General features: G+C 65.3%; 11 protein-coding genes. 8 read left to right on the forward strand and 3 right to left on the reverse strand.

Going from position 1 to position 20,281, the window contains the following annotated elements; genetic code table 11:
* Positions 1–10 precede the first annotated feature (10 nt).
* From treS to ACYPXD_RS28625, 8 genes are all read left to right on the forward strand, one after another.
* The gene (treS, locus tag ACYPXD_RS28590; protein WP_459719468.1) at positions 11–3,484 is read left to right on the forward strand and encodes a maltose alpha-D-glucosyltransferase; all 3,474 of its coding nucleotides are present in this window, start codon (positions 11–13) and stop codon (positions 3,482–3,484) included.
* On the forward strand, positions 3,477–5,714 hold the full coding sequence (gene glgB / locus ACYPXD_RS28595; protein WP_459719472.1) for a 1,4-alpha-glucan branching protein GlgB: 2,238 nt from the start codon (positions 3,477–3,479) through the stop codon (positions 5,712–5,714). Before treS ends, glgB begins: the two co-directional genes overlap by 8 nt.
* A gap of 155 nt (positions 5,715–5,869) precedes the next feature.
* Positions 5,870–8,251 carry a glycogen debranching protein GlgX gene (glgX, locus tag ACYPXD_RS28600; protein WP_459719474.1) on the forward strand — a complete coding sequence of 794 codons (2,382 nt, stop codon included), beginning with the start codon at positions 5,870–5,872 and terminating at the stop codon, positions 8,249–8,251.
* 177 nt (positions 8,252–8,428) lie between these two features.
* Positions 8,429–10,330 (forward strand): malto-oligosyltrehalose trehalohydrolase, encoded by a 1,902-nt coding sequence (gene treZ / locus ACYPXD_RS28605; protein ID WP_459719477.1) that lies wholly within the window; start codon positions 8,429–8,431, stop codon positions 10,328–10,330.
* Positions 10,330–12,597 (forward strand): 4-alpha-glucanotransferase, encoded by a 2,268-nt coding sequence (gene malQ / locus ACYPXD_RS28610; protein WP_459719481.1) that lies wholly within the window; start codon positions 10,330–10,332, stop codon positions 12,595–12,597. The genes treZ and malQ overlap by 1 nt, the downstream gene beginning before the upstream one ends.
* Positions 12,594–15,461 carry a malto-oligosyltrehalose synthase gene (gene treY / locus ACYPXD_RS28615; RefSeq protein WP_459719484.1) on the forward strand — a complete coding sequence of 956 codons (2,868 nt, stop codon included), beginning with the start codon at positions 12,594–12,596 and terminating at the stop codon, positions 15,459–15,461. Before malQ ends, treY begins: the two co-directional genes overlap by 4 nt.
* Positions 15,462–15,704: 243 nt before the next feature.
* The gene (locus ACYPXD_RS28620; protein ID WP_459719487.1) at positions 15,705–16,196 is read left to right on the forward strand and encodes a hypothetical protein; all 492 of its coding nucleotides are present in this window, start codon (positions 15,705–15,707) and stop codon (positions 16,194–16,196) included.
* 309 nt (positions 16,197–16,505) lie between these two features.
* Complete coding sequence (locus ACYPXD_RS28625; RefSeq protein WP_459719490.1) at positions 16,506–16,958, forward strand: N-acetyltransferase family protein; 453 nt, start codon at positions 16,506–16,508, stop codon at positions 16,956–16,958.
* 451 nt (positions 16,959–17,409) lie between these two features.
* Here the strand turns inward: ACYPXD_RS28625 and ACYPXD_RS28630 are convergent, their stop codons facing one another.
* The 3 genes from ACYPXD_RS28630 to ACYPXD_RS28640 are packed head-to-tail and all read right to left on the reverse strand — an operon-like array spanning position 17,410 to position 20,281.
* Positions 17,410–18,429, reverse strand: coding sequence for a FecCD family ABC transporter permease (locus ACYPXD_RS28630; RefSeq protein WP_459719710.1), 1,020 nt, complete (start codon positions 18,427–18,429; stop codon positions 17,410–17,412).
* Between the two features lie 44 nt (positions 18,430–18,473).
* Positions 18,474–19,478 carry an ABC transporter substrate-binding protein gene (locus ACYPXD_RS28635; protein ID WP_459719493.1) on the reverse strand — a complete coding sequence of 335 codons (1,005 nt, stop codon included), beginning with the start codon at positions 19,476–19,478 and terminating at the stop codon, positions 18,474–18,476.
* Positions 19,475–20,281, reverse strand: a complete 807-nt coding sequence (locus ACYPXD_RS28640) for an ABC transporter ATP-binding protein (RefSeq protein ID WP_459719496.1) — start codon at positions 20,279–20,281, stop codon at positions 19,475–19,477. Before ACYPXD_RS28640 ends, ACYPXD_RS28635 begins: the two co-directional genes overlap by 4 nt.

Raw genomic sequence — 20,281 nt, forward strand, 5'->3', positions numbered from 1 at the left:
GGTGTGCGACATGAAGCGTGACGATCCTTCTGATAACGCATTACAGGCAACGATCGCCGATCCGACCGTCGAAGAGCCGGTCAAGGAGCAGCGGACCGCGCGGCGCCGCAAGACGTCGACGCTGTCCGACGATCCGCTCTGGTACAAGGACGCGATCATCTATCAGGTTCACATCAAGTCTTTCTTCGATGCGAACAACGACGGCATCGGCGATTTCCCGGGCCTGCTCGCGAAGCTCGACTACATCGCGGAACTCGGCGTCGATGCGATCTGGCTGCTGCCGTTCTATCCGTCGCCGCGCCGCGACGACGGCTACGACATCGCCGACTATCGCAACGTGCATCCGGACTACGGCACGCTCGGCGATGTGAAACGCTTTATCCAGGAAGCACACGCGCGCGGCATCCGCGTGATCACCGAACTGGTGATCAACCACACGTCGGATCAGCACCCGTGGTTCCAGCGCGCGCGGCGCGCGAAACCCGGCTCGAACCATCGCAACTACTACGTGTGGTCCGATACCGACCAGAAGTACACGGGCACGCGCATCATCTTTATCGACACCGAACCGTCGAACTGGACGCACGATCCGGTAGCGGGCGCGTACTACTGGCATCGCTTCTATTCGCACCAGCCGGACCTGAACTTCGATAACCCCGCGGTGCTGCGCGAAGTGCTGCAGGTGATGCGCTTCTGGCTCGATATGGGCATCGACGGGCTGCGGCTCGACGCGGTGCCGTACCTCGTTGAACGCGAAGGCACGAACAACGAGAACCTGCCCGAAACGCACACCATTCTGAAGAAGATCCGCGCGACGATCGATGCCGAGTATCCGAACCGGATGCTGCTCGCCGAAGCGAACCAGTGGCCGGAAGACGTGCAGGAATACTTCGGCAACGAAGACGAATGCCATATGGCGTTCCACTTCCCGCTGATGCCGCGCATCTATATGGCGATCGCGAGCGAAGACCGCTTTCCGATCACCGACATCATGAAGCAGACGCCGGATCTCGCCGACAGTTGCCAGTGGGCGATCTTCCTGCGCAACCACGATGAACTGACGCTCGAGATGGTCACCGATTCCGAGCGCGACTATCTGTGGAACACCTACGCGACCGATCGCCGCGCGCGGCTCAATCTCGGCATACGCCGGCGTCTCGCGCCGCTGATGGAGCGCGACCGGCGCCGCATCGAGCTGATCAATTCGCTGCTGCTGTCGATGCCGGGTACGCCCGTCATCTATTACGGCGACGAGCTCGGCATGGGCGACAACATTCACCTGGGCGACCGCGACGGCGTGCGCACGCCGATGCAATGGTCGTCGGACCGCAACGGCGGTTTCTCGCGCGCGGATCCCGAGCAACTCGTGCTGCCGCCCGTGATGGGTTCGCTGTACGGCTTCGATGCGGTCAACGTCGAGGCGCAAAGCCGCGATCCGCATTCGCTTCTGAACTGGACGCGCCGCATGCTCGCGACGCGCCGCTCGAAGCACGCCTTCGGGCGCGGCTCGATCCGCTTCCTGAAACCGAGCAATCGCAAGATTCTCGCGTATCTGCGCGAGATACCCGGTGAACCGGCGATTCTCTGCGTCGCGAATCTGTCGCGCGCGCCGCAGGCGGTCGAACTCGATCTGTCCGAATTTGCCGGCACGGTGCCGGTCGAGATGACGTCCGATTCGGTATTTCCCGCGATCGGCCAGCTCAGCTATCTGCTGACGTTTCCGCCGTACGGCTTCCTGTGGTTCCTGCTGTGTTCGAGCAACCAGCGGCCGACCTGGAGCCAGGCGCCCTCCGAAGCGCTGCCCGATTTCGTCACGATCGTGATCCGCGAAGGTCAACTGGGCCCGACGCCCGAAAACGTGCGGCTGCTCGAATCGGAAGTATTGCCGTCGTGGCTCGTGCGGCGGCGCTGGTTCGCATCGAAGGATCAGAAGCTGAACGCGGTGCGCCTCGCCGCGCTCACCACGATTCCCGAAGCCGGCTTTGCGTTCACCGAAATCGAAGCCGACGTCGGCGCCGCCGGCAACGAGCATACCGAGCGCTATGTGCTGCCGCTCGCGATTACCTGGGGCACCGATACGACGACGCCGCTTTTCATGCAGCTCGCGCTCGCACGGGTGCGGCGCGCGCGCAATATCGGGCACTTGACCGACGCCTTCGCGTTGCCGCAATTCGCGTACGGCACGCTTAAAAAGCTGCGCGAACGCGCCGCGGTGCCGACCGTGCAGAAGAGCGAAATCCGCTTTATCCCGACCGAGCGCTTCGATGAACTCGAACTCGGCGACGCGCCGGAAATTCGCTGGCTCGCGGCCGAGCAAAGCAACAGCTCGCTCGTGATCGCCGACACGATCGTGCTGAAGCTCGTGCGGCGCCTGATGAACGGCGTGCATCCGGAAGCGGAAATGACGCGCTATCTGACGCAGCGCGGCTATGCGAATACCGCGCCGCTGTTCGGCGAAGTCGTGCGCGTCGATCCGGCAGGCATTCCGCATACGCTGTCCATCCTGCAGGGCTTCGTCGACAACCAGGGCGATGCGTGGAACTGGGCGCTCGATTATTTGCGGCGCACGATCGACGAACTCGCGCTGACGATCGACGGCGAGCCGACGCAGGACCGCATCAACGAGGAAGAGGCGTTCGAAGGCTACTCGATGTTTATCGGCATGATCGGCAAACGGCTCGGCGAACTGCATGTCGTGCTCGCGACGCCGTCCGACGATCCGGCCTTCGCGCCCGAGCCCGCCACGGCCGAACAGGTGCGCGCGTGGATCGACGGCACGCAGGCGATGCTGGCGGCCGCGCTCGATGTGCTCGAAAAGAGCACCGATCATCTGTCCGAAGACTCGACGCTGCTCGCACGCAGCGTGCTCGACCGGCGCGAGATGCTGGTCGAGGCGGTCGAGAATCTCGTCAATGCCGATGCGAGCGCGTTGCGCACGCGCATTCACGGCGACTTCCACCTGGGCCAGGTGCTCGTCGCGCAAGGCGACGCCTTCCTGATCGACTTCGAGGGCGAGCCCGCGCGCAGCCTCGAAGAACGCCGCGCAAAGTCGAGCCCGTTGCGCGATGTCGCGGGACTGTTGCGCTCGCTGTCGTACGCAAGCGCCGCGGCGCAATCGACGACCGAAGCCGCGCCGCAGCCGACCGCCGATCGCAAGCGCGCGCTGTTCGATCGCTTCCGCACGCATGCGGCCGAGGCGTTCCTCGCCGAATACCGCACGGCGCTGCAGGCATCGCCACAGCCGATCGTCGCGCCCGCCGACGAGCAGGCGCTGCTCGACCTGTTCCTGATCGAAAAGGCCGCGTACGAAATCCGCTATGAAGCGGCAAACCGGCCGTCGTGGCTCGGCTTGCCGGTGCGCGGGCTCGCCGCGCTTACGAGCCGCCTGCTCGGCGACACGGGCACGCCGCCCGGCGGCCCGATCCAGCATTCACCGGGCGGCAGCGCGCCGCCGAACGACGCCGCAGAGGGCGACTATGAGTGAGCAAAGCAATGTGCATCACGCCGCCGAGCGTGCCATGGCGGGGTTGAACCCGCTCGATCTGAACGCGCTCGTCGATGCGCGCCACCCCGATCCGTTCTCGCAGCTCGGCATGCATCAGACCGAGGTCGGACCCGTGGTGCGCGCGATGCTGCCGAACGCCGCGCGCGTCAGCGTCATCGCACGCGACGATGGCCGTGCGCTCGGCGAACTCCAACCGGTCCATGCGGGCGGGCTGTTCGCGGGCCCCGTCAGCGAAGCGGTGCCGTACCGGCTGCGCATCGACTGGCACGGTCCGGTGCAGGAAATCGAAGATACGTATGCGTTCGGGCCGGTGCTCGGCGACGAGCCGCTGCAGCGCCTCGCCTGGGGCGACCCGTATGCCGTGCTCGAATGCCTCGGTTCGCGGCCGATCGTATTCGACGGCGTGCCAGGCGTGCGCTTCGCGGTATGGGCGCCGAACGCGCGCCGGGTTTCCATTGTCGGCGACTTCAATGCGTGGGACGGCCGGCGCCATCCGATGCGGCTGCGCCACCAGGCCGGCGTCTGGGAACTGTTCGTGCCGCAGATCGGCGCGGGCACGCGCTACAAGTACGAGATGCTCACGCGCGACGGCCACCCGCTGCCGCTCAAGGCCGATCCGTGCGCGATGCAGACCGAAAAGCCGCCCGCGACCGCGTCGATCGTCGCGCACGTCGACGAGATCGAGCAGTTCGCGTGGAGCGATCGCGAATGGATGGAATCGCGCGGCAACCAGCAAACGCCGCGTGCACCGGTTTCGATCTACGAAGTCCATGCGGAGTCGTGGCTGCGCATCGCCGAAGAAGGCCATCGCGGCCTCGACTGGTCCGAGCTCGCGGACCGGCTCATTCCGTACGCGAAGGAAATGGGCTTCACGCATATCGAGTTCATGCCGATCGCCGAGCATCCGTTCGGCGGTTCGTGGGGTTATCAGCCGCTCGCGCAGTTCGCGCCATCGGCGCGCTTCGGCAAGCCCGAGCAGTTCGCGGGCTTCGTCAACCGCGCGCACGAAGCCGGCCTCGGCGTGATTCTGGACTGGGTGCCCGCGCACTTTCCGAACGACTCGCATGGCCTCGTGCAGTTCGACGGCACGCCGCTGTACGAGCATTCGGACCCACGCGAAGGCTATCACCAGGACTGGAACACGATGATCTACAACCTCGGCCGCAATGAGGTCAGCGCGTTCCTGGTGGCCTCGGCGCTTGCGTGGCTCATGCGCTATCACGTCGACGGGCTGCGCGTGGATGCGGTCGCGTCGATGCTGTACCGCGACTATTCGCGCGCGGCCGGCGAGTGGGTGCCGAATATCTACGGCGGCCGCGAGAATCTCGAGTCGATCGCGTTTCTGAAACGGCTCAACCACGAGGTGCAGCACATGCCGGGCATCCATGGCGCGATTACCATCGCCGAGGAATCGACGGCATGGCCCGGTGTGACCGCGCCCGTCGACAGCGGCGGCCTCGGCTTCCAGTTCAAATGGAATATGGGCTGGATGCACGACACGCTGCACTACATGCACGAAGACCCCGTGCATCGCCGCTGGCATCACCACAACATGACGTTCGGCATGGTGTACGCGTATTCGGAGCGCTTCGTGCTGCCGCTCTCGCACGACGAAGTCGTGCATGGCAAGGGCTCGCTGATCGGCAAGATGCCCGGCGACCGCTGGCAGCGCTTCGCGAACCTGCGTGCGTACTTCGGCTTCATGTGGACGCATCCCGGCAAGAAGCTGATGTTTATGGGCGGCGAGTTCGGCCAGTTCGCCGAATTCGATCACGACGGCTCGCCGCATTGGCATCTGCTCGACGACGAGATGCATCACGGCGCGCAAAAGCTGGTGCGCGATCTGAACCGCATGTATCGCACGGAGCCCGCGCTGTACCAGTTGGACAGCGATCCGGGCGGCTTCGAATGGATCATCGGCGACGACGCGGCAAACAGCGTGTACGCGTACCGGCGCATGGACGGCAGCGGGCGCGAGATCGTCGTGGTCTGCAATCTGACGCCGGTGCCGCGCCAGGGCTACCGCGTCGGGATGTCGCGCCACGGGCGATGGAGCGAGATTCTGAACACGGACGCGGCTATTTACGGCGGATCGAATCTCGGCAACGGCGGTCTCATTTATACCGAGGATGTGCCGAGCCACGGCCGCCCGCAATCGGCATCGCTGGTGCTGCCGCCGCTTGCGACGATCGTGCTGCGCGCGGATTGACCGGCGGAGTCGCGCTGCGGTTGCGATGCGTGGAGGTCGCGTGGCAGTTGTGCTGCGGTTGCGTTGCAGGCGCGTGGAGGTTTCGTCGCGGTTGCGTTGCAGTTGCGTTGCCGTGAGCCCCGAACACGCAGAAGCCGAAACAAGGAACGGGAACCATGTCGCATGTACTGCCCGACCGGCTGTTGCCGGGCTCGCCCTATCCGCTGGGGTCGAGCTGGGACGGATTGGGAGTGAATTTCGCGGTCTTTTCCGCTAACGCGCACAGCATCGAGTTGTGCCTGTTCGAACCGGGCGGCCGCAAGGAAATCAGACGCTATGCGCTGCCCGAATGCACCGACGAGGTCTGGCACGGCTATCTGCCGCACGCGCATCCGGGCACCGTGTACGGCTTTCGCGCGCACGGGCCGTATCAGCCGCAGCACGGCCATCGCTTCAATCCGCACAAGCTGCTGCTCGATCCGTATGCGCGCAAGCTGCTCGGACAGTTCCGCTGGTCCGACGCGCTCTTTAGCTACCGCATGCATTCGAACCGGCTCGACCTGTCGATCGACCGGCGCGACTCGGCGCCCGCGATGCCGAAATGCGTGGTCGTCGACGAGGCGTTCGACTGGTCGCACGACCGGCGGCCGAACGTGCCGTGGGGCGACACGGTGATCTACGAAACGCATGTGCGCGGCGCGTCGATGCTGCGCGGCGATCTGCGCCCGCCCGAGCGCGGCACGTTTTCGGCGCTGGCTTCGCCGGAGTTTATCGATCACCTGCTGAAGCTCGGCGTGACGGCTGTCGAACTGCTGCCTGTGCACGCGTTCCTCAATGACCGGTTTCTCGTCGAGCGCGGGTTGCGCAACTACTGGGGCTACAACACGGCGGCATTTTTTGCGCCTGAGCCTTCCTATCTGACTTCACACCGGCTCGACGAAATGCGCATCGCGGTGCGGCAATTGCATGCGGCGGGGATCGAGGTGATTCTCGACGTCGTCTACAACCACACGTGCGAAGGCAACGAGACGGGCCCGACCGTGTCGTGGCGCGGCCTCGACAACGCGAGCTACTACCGTCTCATACCGGGCGACGAGCGCCATCACATCAACGACACGGGCTGCGGCAATACGGTGAACGTCACGCATCCGCGCGTGCTGCAGATGGTGATGGATTCGCTGCGCTACTGGTCGACGGCATTCAATATCGACGGCTTCCGTTTCGATCTCGGCGTGACGCTCGGCCGCGAGGCGGCGGGCTTCGATCCGGGCTCGGGCTTCTTCGATGCGATTCGCCAGGATCCGGTGCTGTCGCAACGCAAACTGATCTCCGAGCCGTGGGATATCGGGCCGGGCGGCTATCAGCTCGGCGGCCATCCGCCCGGCTTCGCCGAATGGAACGACCGCTTCCGCGATTGCGTGCGGCGCTTCTGGCGCGGCGATGCGGGCCTGCGCCCCGACCTCGCCGCACGCCTGACCGGCTCGGCCGATCTGTTCAACCGGCGCTTTCGCAAGCCGACCGCGTCGATCAATTTCGTCGCGTCGCATGACGGTTTCACGCTCGCGGATATCGTTTCGTACGAACGCAAGCACAACGAAATCAACGGCGAGAACAACAACGACGGGCATAACGAAAACTACAGTTCGAACTGGGGCGTCGAGGGGCCGGTTAGCGCATTGACGGAAGGCGGTGAAGGGGGTGGCGACGCAGGCGGCCACGAGGGCAGCCATGAGGGCAGTGATGCGGGCAGTGAAGCCGCTAGTGAAGCGGGCGGCGACGCAACGACTCTCGAAGCAGGCGTCGAACCTCCGAACGACGGACAGCAGGTCGCAGTCGCCGAACAGGTGTCGGCCGAAGCCGCCGCCACGGCCACCGCAATCGAAGAAACACGCGGGCGCGTCGCGCGTTCGATGATCGGTACATTGTTTATCGCGCTCGGCACGCCGATGCTGCTCGCCGGCGACGAAGCGTGCCGCACGCAACGCGGCAACAACAACGCGTACTGTCAGGACAACGAGATCTCGTGGATCGATTGGGATCTCGCCGGGACGCCCGCAGGTAAACGGATGACCGCGTTCGTCACACGGATGATCGCCTTGCGCAAACGCCATCCGCTGCTGCGCGAGACGCGCTTTCTGGTCGGCGATCGCGAGGTGTTGCCGGGGCTCTACGACGTCGGCTGGTTCGACGAGCGCGGCGAGCCGCTGTCGATCGAGGCATGGCAGGACCCCGAAGGCCGCGCGTTCACCCTGCGGCGCGCCGGTCCGGGACTCGGCGGCGAAACGGAAGTATTGTTGATGATGTTGAACGCGTCGGGCGACGCATTGCGCTTCACGCCTCCGCCGCCGCATCTGGAATGGCACGTGCTAATCGATTCGGCAGACCCCGATGCGCCGCCGCACCCGCTCGCGGCGCCCGATCTCGACGTGGCCGCGCATGCGCTCGTGGTGCTCGCGGCGCGGCCGGCCGGCGATGCGGACTGGCAGGCCGGATGGATAGCCGGCGAGCAGCACGGCTCGCGTCTTCTGACGGCGCGGCCGCCCGAGCCCGGCGCGTGATGCGGCAACTACGTGCGGCAACTGCGTGTGGCAACTGCGGACGACACTGCGGAAAAAACCGCGGACGACGCAAACGAACCGCGGACGCGGCCGAACCGGTCGTTTGCCGCATCGCGCGACGATCGGGGAAGCCACGCAGCCGCGGCGGAAACCGCCGTATGACGAAAGGTGACGATCATGCATGACAGAGCAATTGATCCCCACGCGCATGAACACGCGCACTGCCTGCCGTTCGGCGCGCAGGTGCTCGGCGCGCGCGGCGCGAAGCCGCGCACGCGCTTCCGCTTCTGGGCGCCGTCGTGCAAAAAAGTCGAACTGCTGATCGAAAACGGCGCCTCGTGCGAAGGTGCGCACGAAATGAACGAGTCGGGCAACGGCTGGTTCGACCTCGAAACCGGATGCGGCCCCGGCACGCTGTACCGCTACCGTCTCGACGGCAAGCTCACGGTACCGGACCCCGCATCGCGCTTTCAGCCGCAAGACGTGCATGGCCCGAGCGAAGTCATCGACCCGCGCGCGTATCAGTGGCAGCACACGCACTGGCACGGCAGGCCGTGGGAAGAAACGGTGCTCTACGAATTGCATGTGGGCGCGCTCGGCGGCTACGAAGGCGTGATGAAGCGGCTGCCGTCGCTCGTCGAACTCGGTGTGACCGCCATCGAGCTGATGCCGCTCAACGACTTCCCCGGCACGCGCAACTGGGGCTACGACGGCGTGCTACCGTTCGCACCCGATTCGGCCTACGGCCGCCCCGACGATCTCAAAGCGCTGATCGATGCCGCGCATGGGCTCGGGCTCATGGTGATACTCGACGTCGTCTACAACCACTTCGGGCCGGACGGCAATTATCTGCATCAGTATGCGAAGCCGTTTTTCCGCGAGAACACGCATACGCCGTGGGGTCCGGCGATCGATTTCGAACGCATGGAAGTGCGCGAGTTCTTTTGCGACAACACGCTCTACTGGCTCAACGAATTCCGCTTCGACGGGCTGCGTTTCGACGCGGTCCACGCGATTCGCAACGACGAGTGGCTGCGCGAGGTGGCGGACCATATCCGCGCAAAAGTGCAGCATGGGCGGCACGTGCATCTGATTCTCGAAAACGAGCGCAACACCGCGAACCTGCTCGACACGCATTTCACCGCGCAATGGAACGACGACGCGCACAACGCGCTGCACGTGCTGCTGACCGGCGAAACCGAAGGCTATTACCACGCGTATGCCAAAGAGCCGATTCGCCAGCTTGCGCGCGTGCTGTCGAGCGGTTTCGCGTACCAGGGCGACCCCTCGCCGATACACGACGACGAGCCGCGCGGCGAACCGAGCGGCCACCTGTCGCCCACTTCGTTCGTGATGTTTTTGCAGAACCACGATCAGATCGGCAACCGCGCGATGGGCGAACGGCTGCGCTCGCTGTGCTCCGACGATGCATTGCGCGCCGCGATCGGCCTCGTGTTGCTGTCGCCGCAGATTCCGCTGCTTTTCATGGATGAGGAGTACGGCTCCGAGCAGCCGTTCCTGTTCTTCACCGACTATACGGGCGACCTCGCCGATGCGGTACGTGAAGGCCGCCGCCGCGAATTCGCGCGTTTCTCCGCGTTCAAGGACGAAAAGCGCCGCGCGCAGATTCCCGATCCGAACGATCCGCACACGCTCGTGAAGTCGTCGCCGCGTGGTCACGACGATGCATCGCCGGAGCGGCTCGAATGGATGCACTTCTACAAATCGGCGCTTGCCGTGCGCGCGAAACTGATCATGCCGCGCCTGAAGCATGCGAAGCCGCTCGGCGCAACCGTGCTCAAGGCGCGGGACGGCCGCGAAGCGAAGGCGCTTGCCGCGCGCTGGACCCTCGCCGACGGGGAAACGCTGTCGATCGTGCTGAACCTCGCGGAACAGGCGGTGCCTTTGCCTGCGGCCGAGCGCCCGCCGGGCAAGGTGATCTTCGAAACGCCGCCGCGTGCGCGCGATCGCATCGATGACGGCGAATTGCCTGCGCAGTCGTTCGTCGCGTGGCTCACCGGCGACGTCTGCGAATACGCAACCGGACACGATGCGCGACACCGCGCACATCAGGAGTGATGCGCGTGAAAGCTGCCCGCCGCCCCAGCGAATCGATTGCGAGCCTTGCGACGCGCGCCGGTTTCGAAATCGAATGGCAAGACGCGCATCAGACCATGCGGCGCGTGCCGGACACGACCCTCGTCGCACTGCTCGAAAGAATGGGCCTGCAATGCGGCAACGCCACCCAGATTCGCCAGAGCAGCGCCGCGCTCGACGCCGAACTGTCGGGCCGCAAGCTGCCGCCGCTGATGACCGCCGAATGCGGACGCGGCATTGCGCTGTCCGCCGCTTCGGTCAAGTCGGGCAGCCGCTACCGGATCGAACTCGAAAGCGGTGCGCTGATCGATGGCCGCTTCACCGCGCCGAAAGGCGAAGCCGCGCTGCTCGCGCCAATCGACGAAGCCGGTTACCACACGCTCGTGATCAACGATCACCGGATGACGCTCGCCGTCGCGCCCGCGCGCTGCTATACGGTCGACGATGCATGGCGCACGCTGCATGCCGGCGACGCGGACAAAAAGCCGGTGCCGCCGCTGTGGGGCATCGCCGCGCAGATTTATGGGCTGCGCCGCGTCGGCGATGGCGGCATCGGCAACTATACGGCCCTCGCGACGCTCGCGATCGAAAGCGCGAAGCGCGGTGCGCATGCGCTTGCCGTGAGCCCGACGCATGCGATGTTCAGCGCGTTGCCGCAGCGTTTCAGCCCGTATGCGCCGTCGTCGCGCTTGTGGCTGAACGCCGCGCATATCGATCCCGCGGCTGTATTCGGCGCAGAAGCCGCGCGTCATGCGATCGAAACGGCGCAAGCCGGCAACGCATGGCAACAACTCGAAACGCTGCCGCTGATCGACTGGCCGGCTGCCGTGCCGCTCAAGCTCAAGGTGCTGCGCATCCTGTTCGAGCAATTCTGTGCGCACGATCGCGCGCAGGACTTGCCGCGCGCGCTCGAATTCCACGGCTTCTGTACGCGCGGCGGACGCGCGCTCGAAGATCACGCGCGCTTCGAAGCGCTGCACGCATATCAACTCGCGCAGCCGGACGGCGAAGGCTACTGGCGCAAATGGGCGGAGCCGTTGCGCGATCCGCGCAGCCCTGAAGTCGAGGCGTTCGCCGACGCGCATCGGCATGAAGTCGAGTTTCACCTGTTTCTGCAATGGCTCGCGGCGAAGGGGCTCTCGCATGCGCAGCATGCGGCGCGCGATGCGGGCATGGCGGTCGGACTGATCGCCGATCTCGCCGTGGGTTGCGATAGCGCGGGCAGTCATGCGTGGTCGTATCGCGACGACATGCTGCATGGCGTGTCGGTCGGCGCGCCGCCCGATCTGTTCAATCAGGCGGGCCAGTCGTGGGGACTCACGACGTTCTCGCCGCGCGCGATGCGTACGCAGGGCTTTTCAGCGTTTATCGACATGCTGCGCACGGTGTTCGCGCACGCCGGCGGCGTGCGCATCGACCATATTCTCGGCTTGCGGCGTCTTTGGCTCGTGCCCGAAGGCGAGCGCGCGAAAAACGGCGCGTATCTGCGCTATCCGCTCGACGACATGCTGCGCCTGATCGCGCTCGAATCGTGGCGGCATCGCGCGATCGTGATCGGCGAGGATCTCGGCACGGTGCCGCCCGGATTTCGCGAGCGGCTTGCCGATCATGGGCTCTCCGGCATTCGTGTGCTGTGGTTCGAGCGCACGCCCGAGGACGACGGCTTTCTGCCGCCGTCCGAGTGGGATCGCAACGCGGCCGCGACGACTACCACACACGATCTGCCGACTGTCACCGGCTGGTGGCGCGGCGAAGACATCATGTGGCGCAACCGCATCGGCCAGACCATGCCGCGCAGCGACGGCCGCGATCCGGTCGAAGCGGCGCAGGCCGAACGCGCGACGGACCGCGCCGCGCTGTGGCGCGCCTTTCAGCAAGCGGGCGTCGCCGCGCGCGATGTCGGGCCGCCGCCGGTGCAACAGGCACCGGTCGACGAAGCGCTCGCGTTTGTTGCCGCGACGCCGTCGCCGCTCGCCACCTATCCGCTCGAAGATCTGCTTGGGCTCGAAGAGCAGCCGAACCTGCCCGGTTCGATCGACGAGCATCCGAACTGGCGACGCCGCGTGAAGCAGCCGGTCGACGCCCTGTTTGCGGATACGACATTCTGCGACCGCCTGCGCGCGGTCGATCAGGCGCGCGCGGCGGCGGCAAATGTGTCTGCCGGAACCGGCACGCCGGGCACGCCGGATGCAAGCGGCTCGTCCACTGCTTCGGGTTCCTCCGCTTCCTCATTGCCGAACACGCCATGACCGTCCCGCGCTCCACGCTCCGGCTCCAGTTTCATCAGGGCTTTACTTTCGATCATGCACTCGCGCATATCGAATATTTCGCCGCGCTCGGCATCAGCCATCTGTACGCGTCGCCGGTGACGACCGCGGCGCCGGGTTCGATGCACGGTTACGACACGGTCGACTACACGCGGGTCAGCACCGAATGCGGCGGCGAAACGGCGTTGAAAAGGCTCGCCGACAAGCTTCACGAGCGCGGCATGGGCTTGATTATCGACATCGTGCCGAATCATATGGGCGTCGCGGGATCGGGCGCGCAAAACGGCTGGTGGCGCGACATTCTCGAATGGGGCCGGCATAGCGCGTACGCGCGGCACTTCGATGTGGACTGGCATTCGCCGGATCCCGCGCTGCGCGGCAAGGTGCTGCTGCCTTGCCTCGGCGCGCCTTATGGCGAAGAGCTCGCGGCGGGCCGCATCAAGCTGCGCTTCGCGGCCGATACGGGGCGCTTCGACATCGAGTATGGCGACCATGTTTTCCCCGTGTGCCCGATCGACTATGCGGCGCTGCTGCAAGCGGCCGATCGCGCCGATCTGAACGCGATGGCCGAACAGTTTCGCGGCCTTACGACGCAGCCTGCGGATCAGCCGCGCGCGGCACAGGCGTGCGATGCACTGCGCGATTTCGCCAAGCAGAACGGCACGACGGCGATCGAGTTCGTCCTTCAGGCGTATGCGCCCGAAGATCCGCTGACACGCGACCATCTGCACCGGCTGCTCGAGCGCCAGCATTACCGGCTGGCATGGTGGCGCACCGCGGCCGACGAGGTGAACTGGCGGCGCTTCTTCGATATCAGCACGCTCGCCGCGGTGCGCGTCGAGCGGCCCGAAGTGTTCGAGGCGGTGCACGCGCTGGTGTTTCGTCTCTATGCGGAAGGCGTGGTCGACGGGGTGCGGATCGATCATATCGACGGGCTCGCCGAGCCGCGCGAATATTGCCAGCGCTTGCGGCAGCGGCTCTCGGAGTTGCGCGAGGGCGCGCCGTATATCGTGGTCGAGAAGATTCTCGCGCGCGGCGAGCCGTTGCGCGACGACTGGCCGGTGGACGGCACGACGGGCTACGACTTTATGAACGACGTCGGCGCGTTGCTGCACGATCCGCGCGGCGCGCAGCCGCTTGCGGCGACGTGGGCTGAAATCAGCGGGCGCAGCGCGGTATTTGCCGACGAAGCGCTGATCGCGCGCCGCAAGATTCTGACCGAGAACCTCGCGGCGGAACTCGATCGCGCCGCGCGTGCGTTGCATCGTATTGCGCGCGACAGCCTCACGACGCGCGATTTCACGTACACGTCGATCCGGCGGGTGACCGGCGAGCTGGCTGCGCATTTCCCCGTGTATCGGATCTATCCGCAGAATGGCTTGCGCAGCGCGGCCGACAACGTGTATTTCGACAAGGCGCTCGATGCCGCGCGGCACCTATTGTCGCGCGCCGATCGCACGGTGCTCGAGCGCGTCGATATGTGGCTTGGCAGCGGTATCGACGAACCCGCGGGCGCTCGCGAAGCGGCGGCCGGTGCGTTCAATCATGCGGCCGCCGCGCGGCGGACCGTGCAGACACTGTTTTCGCAACTGACTGCGCCCGTGGCGGCGAAGGCCATCGAGGACACTGCGTGTTACCGGTATGGCCGTCTGATCTCGCGCAACGAGGTCGGCGCCGATCCGGGCGAATTCGCGATCTCGGTCGATCAGTTTCATGCGAGCAATCTCGAGCGCGCGCGGCGCTATCCGCACGCGATGCTCGTGACGGCGACGCACGATCACAAGCGCGGCGAGGACGTGCGCGCGCGGCTCGCGGTGCTGAGCGAAATCGCGGACGAATGGAGCGCGACGCTGCGCGCCTGGTCGACCTTGAATACGCCGCTGCGGCGCGCGCCCGCCGGCGACGCAACCGTCGATGCGCCGACCGATGACTGGGCACCCGGCCCCGCAGCCGAAGCGATGATGTATCAGACGCTCGTCGGCTGCTGGCCACCCGAGCTCGGCGCCGACGACGAGGCCGGCGTCGCGGCGCTCGCCGAGCGCGTTGCACAGTGGATGCTCAAGGGGCTGCGCGAGGCGAAGCTGCGCACGAACTGGTTTGCGCCCGACGAAGCATTTGAAAATGCGAGCCGCGCGTTTCTGTTCGACATTCTCGCGCCGCAGCGGCGCGATGGCTTTTTGCGCGAACTGTCTGCGTTCGTCGCACGGATCAGCCGTGCCGGTGTGATCAATAGCTTGCAGCAGACCATCCTGCGGCTGGCGTCGCCCGGCGTGCCGGACCTCTATCAAGGCACCGAGCTGTGGGACTTCAGCCTTGTCGACCCCGATAACCGGCGGCCCGTCGACTTCGAGAAACGCGCTGCGATGCTCGCGGAGCAGCCGCCTTCGGCGTTTCTTGCCGATTGGCACGATGGCCGGGTAAAGCTCGCGATCGTGCAGCGGATGCTTGCGCTGCGGACGCATCTGCCTGAGTTGCTGAGTCAGGGCGCGTATCTGCCGCTTGCGGTGGAAGGTGCGCATGCGGAGCGCGCGATCGCATTTGCGCGACGGCAAGGGAATGCGTGGGCGGTGGTGATCGCGACGCGGCTCGCGGTGCCGTTGCTTGTTGAAGACCATGCCAGCGCGAAGGATGGCGATCGCGCGCGAGGCGATGTCCCGCTCGTCGACCCGGCACGCTGGGAAGACACCGCGGTGCGGATGCCGGAAGAACTGTTCGGCCGCGCGATGTTCGATTGGGTCAGCCCGGCCGCGCCGAAGGTGGAAGACAACGGGTTGCTGTATTTGCGCGATGCGCTGACGTCGATGCCGGTGGCGGTGCTCGTCGAGGATGGCGTGCCGCGTACGTAAGCCACGTATACGAGCGGCGTACCGTCAGGAAGCGGAATTCGTCGGACTAACCCCCGCCTGGCTGGACTCGCGAGTGACCGTGCTAGCCGGCGCGGGCTCGCCCATTGAAGGCCCGACCGCGCTCATATTCTCCTCATTTTTCCGTATGAAACTGGGAACTGTTAACTGCGACACCACGGTATGGCGCAGTTCTCCTTCACGTGCGCGAATCTTGACGTACGCCCAGCACACCGGAGATACGCAATGCGAATTGAGGCGAGCAGACGGAATGCCAACCCCGAACCGACCCGCATCTGGATCGACACCGAGTTCAACGGATTTCAAGGCCCATTGATTTCGATGGCCCTTGTTGCGGAGGACGGAGCGGAATTCTACGAGTCAATTGGCTGCGACAATCCTGGACCCTGGGTTGCGCAGCACGTGATGCCCATCATCGACAAAGATCCGATCGACCGGATGCAGTTGTCGCATCGTCTGTCGGCATTTCTGCAACGGTACGATGCGGTCCACTTGATCGCCGATTGGCCCGAAGACCTGGCCCATTTCTGTGATGCCCTGATCATTGGCCAGGGACGGCGTGTCACAACGCCGCCGCTAACCATGGAAATCCGGCGCAGGCTCGGGGCGATGTCAACCTTGCCGCATAACGCATTGGCGGACGCCCGCGCGTTGCGCGATGTCGAATTGAGCTACCGGCGAAACCGGCAAGAGCCGCAGCTTGCGAGCGGACTATAGCGCAGTCGGTTGTCGCGGCCGTCGTGGGGTCCGTGCGTCGCGCCCGACGAATATGTCTGTCCGGGGACGCGCCTGAACGCCGGCGGAGGGCCGTGTACTGCCCGCCATGTCGGGCGCAAGTCGATCCACATCGGACACGCGCGTTTCCGCGAAGCGGTCACTCGCAACAAATCGATAAGAAGCGATCAGCCACATGTCATAAACCTGTATCAGCGGCCAACAGCTTCGCCTCTCACTGCGAGTGTTGCAACTCGCGTGCACGTGGGGTCCTATACTTCACAGTCCTCGCTCATCTCGTCGCCTTTATCAATGAAACCGGCTGTCACCATTCGACGTGCTGTTGCTACCGACCTCCCTTCCATCTATGACGGAGAGCTCGATTACATTCGCCAGATCGAGCCGCAACAGGAAGCCGACTGGCTCAGCGGCATGCGATTTCATCTCCGGCAGTGGACCCGCGATCTGACGCGTATGTTCATCGCGGAACGCGACGGAACCTTCACCGGGTACTGCTTCTGGGAGATACATGAGGCCGACGCCGTCCTCGCGTCCATTTACGTGTTGCCTGACGAACGCGGCCGGGGCCTCGGGCGCCACCTACTTGCGGTCTACGTCTCGGATGGCCAATCTAAGGGCTTTCGACGTTTCACGCTTGGCGTGAGGCCGGACAACCCAGCACGTCTTCTATACGAAACCGCCGGATTTTCCCATACCCACGATGATCGCGGCTACCGTCACTACCTGAAGCAAATCGAGATCTGAGTACAAACAACGCGCTGATACCTTGTGCTCCCCGCCATAGGCTCGTCGGGCGGACGCTCGCAAACTGGTTCAAGGACGAAGGGGACGACCCGCGTTCCCTGAGACTCCGACCGCTCATGGCCGCAGCGCGCCCGGCGCCGTCCTTCGATTCAGTCGTAGTACGACAGTGCGACCAAAGCGGCTTCATGCTCGCGCGTACGACGCCCGTTCACGAACGCGCGCGCGTCTTGCAAAGGCTCGAATAGGCTGGACAGCGCCCGCTGAAACTGATAACTGCGCCAAGCTGTATCGTCAACGTCTCTCCCGGCCTGACATGCCTGATCGCGCTCAGCCGACGCCGATGTTAGCCAGAAGTATCTGGATCAGGCGGCCAACACGACCTGATTTCCGAAGTTGCTGTCGGTGCAATGCATCGTCCGATGCATTCAATTGCCCCGAGCAGATTCATGCGTCACCTTCGGTATCGAACAAGCCCGGCGAAGAACACACCGCCCAATAGCGCGGTTAGCACACCGATCGGTAACTCGTCCGGCGCAACGAGTGTGCGCGCCGCGACGTCCGCCCAGATCAGCAGCACCGAGCCGAATAGCGCTGAGGCCGGCAACAGCCGGGCATGGTCGGCACCGACGAGGCGTCGGCATACATGCGGCGCGACGAGACCGATAAAGCCGATCGCGCCGCTCGTTGCGACCATCGCCGCCGTCATGAGCGAACTCACGGCAAAGAGCTCGCGGCGGGCACGCGCGACGTCCACTCCGAGCGTCGTCGCGACAATATCGCCGCTCATCAGCGCATTCAGCTCGCGACGCCTCGCGATCAGCCAGAGCAGGCCGCCGCCCGCAAAACACGCAGGGACGCCTAGCATGTCCCAGCGCGCCAGCCCGAGCCCGCCGAGCATCCAGAACAGCACGGAGGTCGCCGCTCGCTGATCGCCGAGATAAAGCAGCAGATTGGCGCATGCCATCATGACGAACGACACGGCAATGCCCGACAGCAACAGCCGCTGCGAGTCGAGCCCGTCGCGTCCTGCGCCGAGCATGACCACAAGCGACGTCGCGGCGAGTGCGCCGGCAAAGGCGAGCACGGGCAGCGTGAGCGGCCCGAACGCCGCGCCGATCCACAGCGTCGCTGCGACGGCGCCGACGCTCGCTCCGGAGCTCACCCCGAGCAGATGCGGATCGGCCAGACGATTGCCGGTTGCTGCCTGCAGCGTGGTTCCGGCAACCGCAAGCGAGCCTCCGACGACGCTTGCGAGCAACACCCGTGGCAGCCGGATCAACCATACGATGTTGTCCTGCATCGCAGGTGCGGCCGCCGTGCCGAACATATGCGCGAGTACGACGCGGACGGTCATCGTGGGCGCAACTGCAACGGGACCGAGCCCGGTAGCGATCACGAGCGAGATGACAAGCAGCACGGCGAGTATCGCGATGCGGCGCCGCGCCTCGCTTGGCGTACGCGCGAACGGCATCGCGCGTGTGACATGCGGGGTGCGCGTTGTTCGGGTTGTATTCATCACCGTCCCTTGACGCCTTGCACCGCCGCCGGAACAAACGCAAGCGGATGCAACGCACGCGCGATCGTCTCGACGGCATCGGCATTGCGTACGCCAGGCGTCGCTTCGTCGTAGGGCACAACGATAAAGCGACGCGACCGCACCGCTTCGGTGTTCGCCAGGGCGCGGTTGCCGATCAGGTAGCGTATTTTCTCGTTCGCACTCACCGAGCCGTAATCGACGATAACGATTGCCTGCGGATTGCGAGCGACCACACTCTCCCAACCGACCTGAGTCCAGCTTTGCGCGACATCGTCCATCACGTTGACGCCACCCGCCGCGCGGATGAGCGCGGTCGGCATCGCAAGTCCTCCGGCCGTAAACGGCTTGTCCTCGCCACTGTCATAGACGAACACGCGCGTGCGCGACACGTTCGGGCCCAGCGCCCGTGCGACTGCGTCGACCCGTGCCCGCATGGCCGAGATCAACGCATCGGCGCGCGCGCCGACGTCGAAAATTGAGCCGAGATTGCGCAGGTCCTGGTAGACATCGTCGAATGACGCGGCCGGCCGTCGCATCACATGCGCACACGACTCGGTCAACTCGTACGTCGCAATGCCGAAACGCGCGAGCGACGCCGGCGTGACGGCGCCGCCGACGCGCAAGCCGTAGTTCCATCCCGCGGCATAAAAATCGGCGCGGGCCGCGACCAGCGTTTCCAGCGACGGATACCGCTGCGCGAGCGCCGGCAGTCCGTTCAGTTCGGTGCGCACTGCAGGCGGCGCGGTCTTCCAGCCGTCGATACCGGTGTAGCCGGCCATTCTGTTACGCACCCCCAGACGCAGCAGCATTTCCGTAATATTGACGTCGTTGCTGACCGCGCGCGACGGCGCGCGCGAGAACGTGACGTCGCGATTGCAACTGCGCACGGTAACCGGGTAGTGACCATCCTGCGCGACGGACCCAGCGGATGCGAGCGCGGTGAGCATGGCCGCGGCGACAAGGCGAATCGCGTGCATCTTCATGGCTGCGGTGCTCCGTGGCCCGCGATCAGCGTGACGCGCGGGCGGGCGGTCACGGGATGCCCGTCGACCAGCGCGTCGACGCCGTATACCGTTCTCAGCATGTCCTCGGTCAGCACGTCGTGCGGCGTACCGCACGCGACGATTTCACCGTGCGCGATTACATAGATACGTTCGCAGAACGCGGCGGCGAGGTTCAGATCGTGAATGGTGGCGAGCGTCGTGATAGCCTGGCGTTTGACCAGGGCGAGCAGTTCGATCTGATGGCGCGGATCGAGATGATTGGTCGGCTCGTCGAGCATCAGCACGCGCGGCTGTTGTACCAGCGCACGTGCCAGCAACGCGCGTTGCTTTTCGCCGCCGGACAGAGACGCAAATAGCCGGTCACGTGCGTCTTGCAGTTCCACGGAGCGCAACGCGCGCTCGACGTGTGCCGCATCGTCGGGCGTCGTGCCTTCGAGCGGGCGCTTATGGGGCATGCGCCCCATCGCGACGACCTCCGCGACACTGAGCCCGAAGTCTTCAGGCGCGTCCTGCAGCAATACGGCGATGTGTTGCGCGACCCAGCGCGCGCGTTGGGTCCAGATGTCGCTGCCATCCAGCGTCACGGTGCCGCGCCGCGGCTTCGCATAGCGAAACGCACAGCGCAGCAGGCTCGTTTTACCGCTGCCGTTTGGACCGATCAGGCCGACGAACTCGCCGTCGCGCGCCTCCAGTACGATCCGTTGCAACAGGTCCCTGGCACGCGGTCTGCCGCGCATGTCACGCGGCGACCAGCTCAAGGCGTCGATCTGCAGTGTGGTCAT

It is taken from the genome of Paraburkholderia sp. 2C (assembly GCF_054589215.1).

Excerpts from the sequence above, each read along its gene's own strand:
- treY (WP_459719484.1), top strand. The coding sequence starts at position 12,594 with ATGACCGTCCCGCGCTCCACGCTCCGGCTCCAGTTTCATCAGGGCTTT.
- glgB (WP_459719472.1), top strand. The coding sequence starts at position 3,477 with ATGAGTGAGCAAAGCAATGTGCATCACGCCGCCGAGCGTGCCATGGCG.
- treS (WP_459719468.1), top strand. The coding sequence starts at position 11 with ATGAAGCGTGACGATCCTTCTGATAACGCATTACAGGCAACGATCGCC.
- glgX (WP_459719474.1), top strand. The coding sequence starts at position 5,870 with ATGTCGCATGTACTGCCCGACCGGCTGTTGCCGGGCTCGCCCTATCCG.
- ACYPXD_RS28640 (WP_459719496.1), bottom strand. The coding sequence starts at position 20,281 with ATGACCACACTGCAGATCGACGCCTTGAGCTGGTCGCCGCGTGACATG.
- ACYPXD_RS28620 (WP_459719487.1), top strand. The coding sequence starts at position 15,705 with ATGCGAATTGAGGCGAGCAGACGGAATGCCAACCCCGAACCGACCCGC.
- treZ (WP_459719477.1), top strand. The coding sequence starts at position 8,429 with ATGCATGACAGAGCAATTGATCCCCACGCGCATGAACACGCGCACTGC.
- ACYPXD_RS28625 (WP_459719490.1), top strand. The coding sequence starts at position 16,506 with ATGAAACCGGCTGTCACCATTCGACGTGCTGTTGCTACCGACCTCCCT.
- ACYPXD_RS28630 (WP_459719710.1), bottom strand. The coding sequence starts at position 18,429 with ATGCCGTTCGCGCGTACGCCAAGCGAGGCGCGGCGCCGCATCGCGATA.
- ACYPXD_RS28635 (WP_459719493.1), bottom strand. The coding sequence starts at position 19,478 with ATGAAGATGCACGCGATTCGCCTTGTCGCCGCGGCCATGCTCACCGCG.
- malQ (WP_459719481.1), top strand. The coding sequence starts at position 10,330 with ATGCGCGTGAAAGCTGCCCGCCGCCCCAGCGAATCGATTGCGAGCCTT.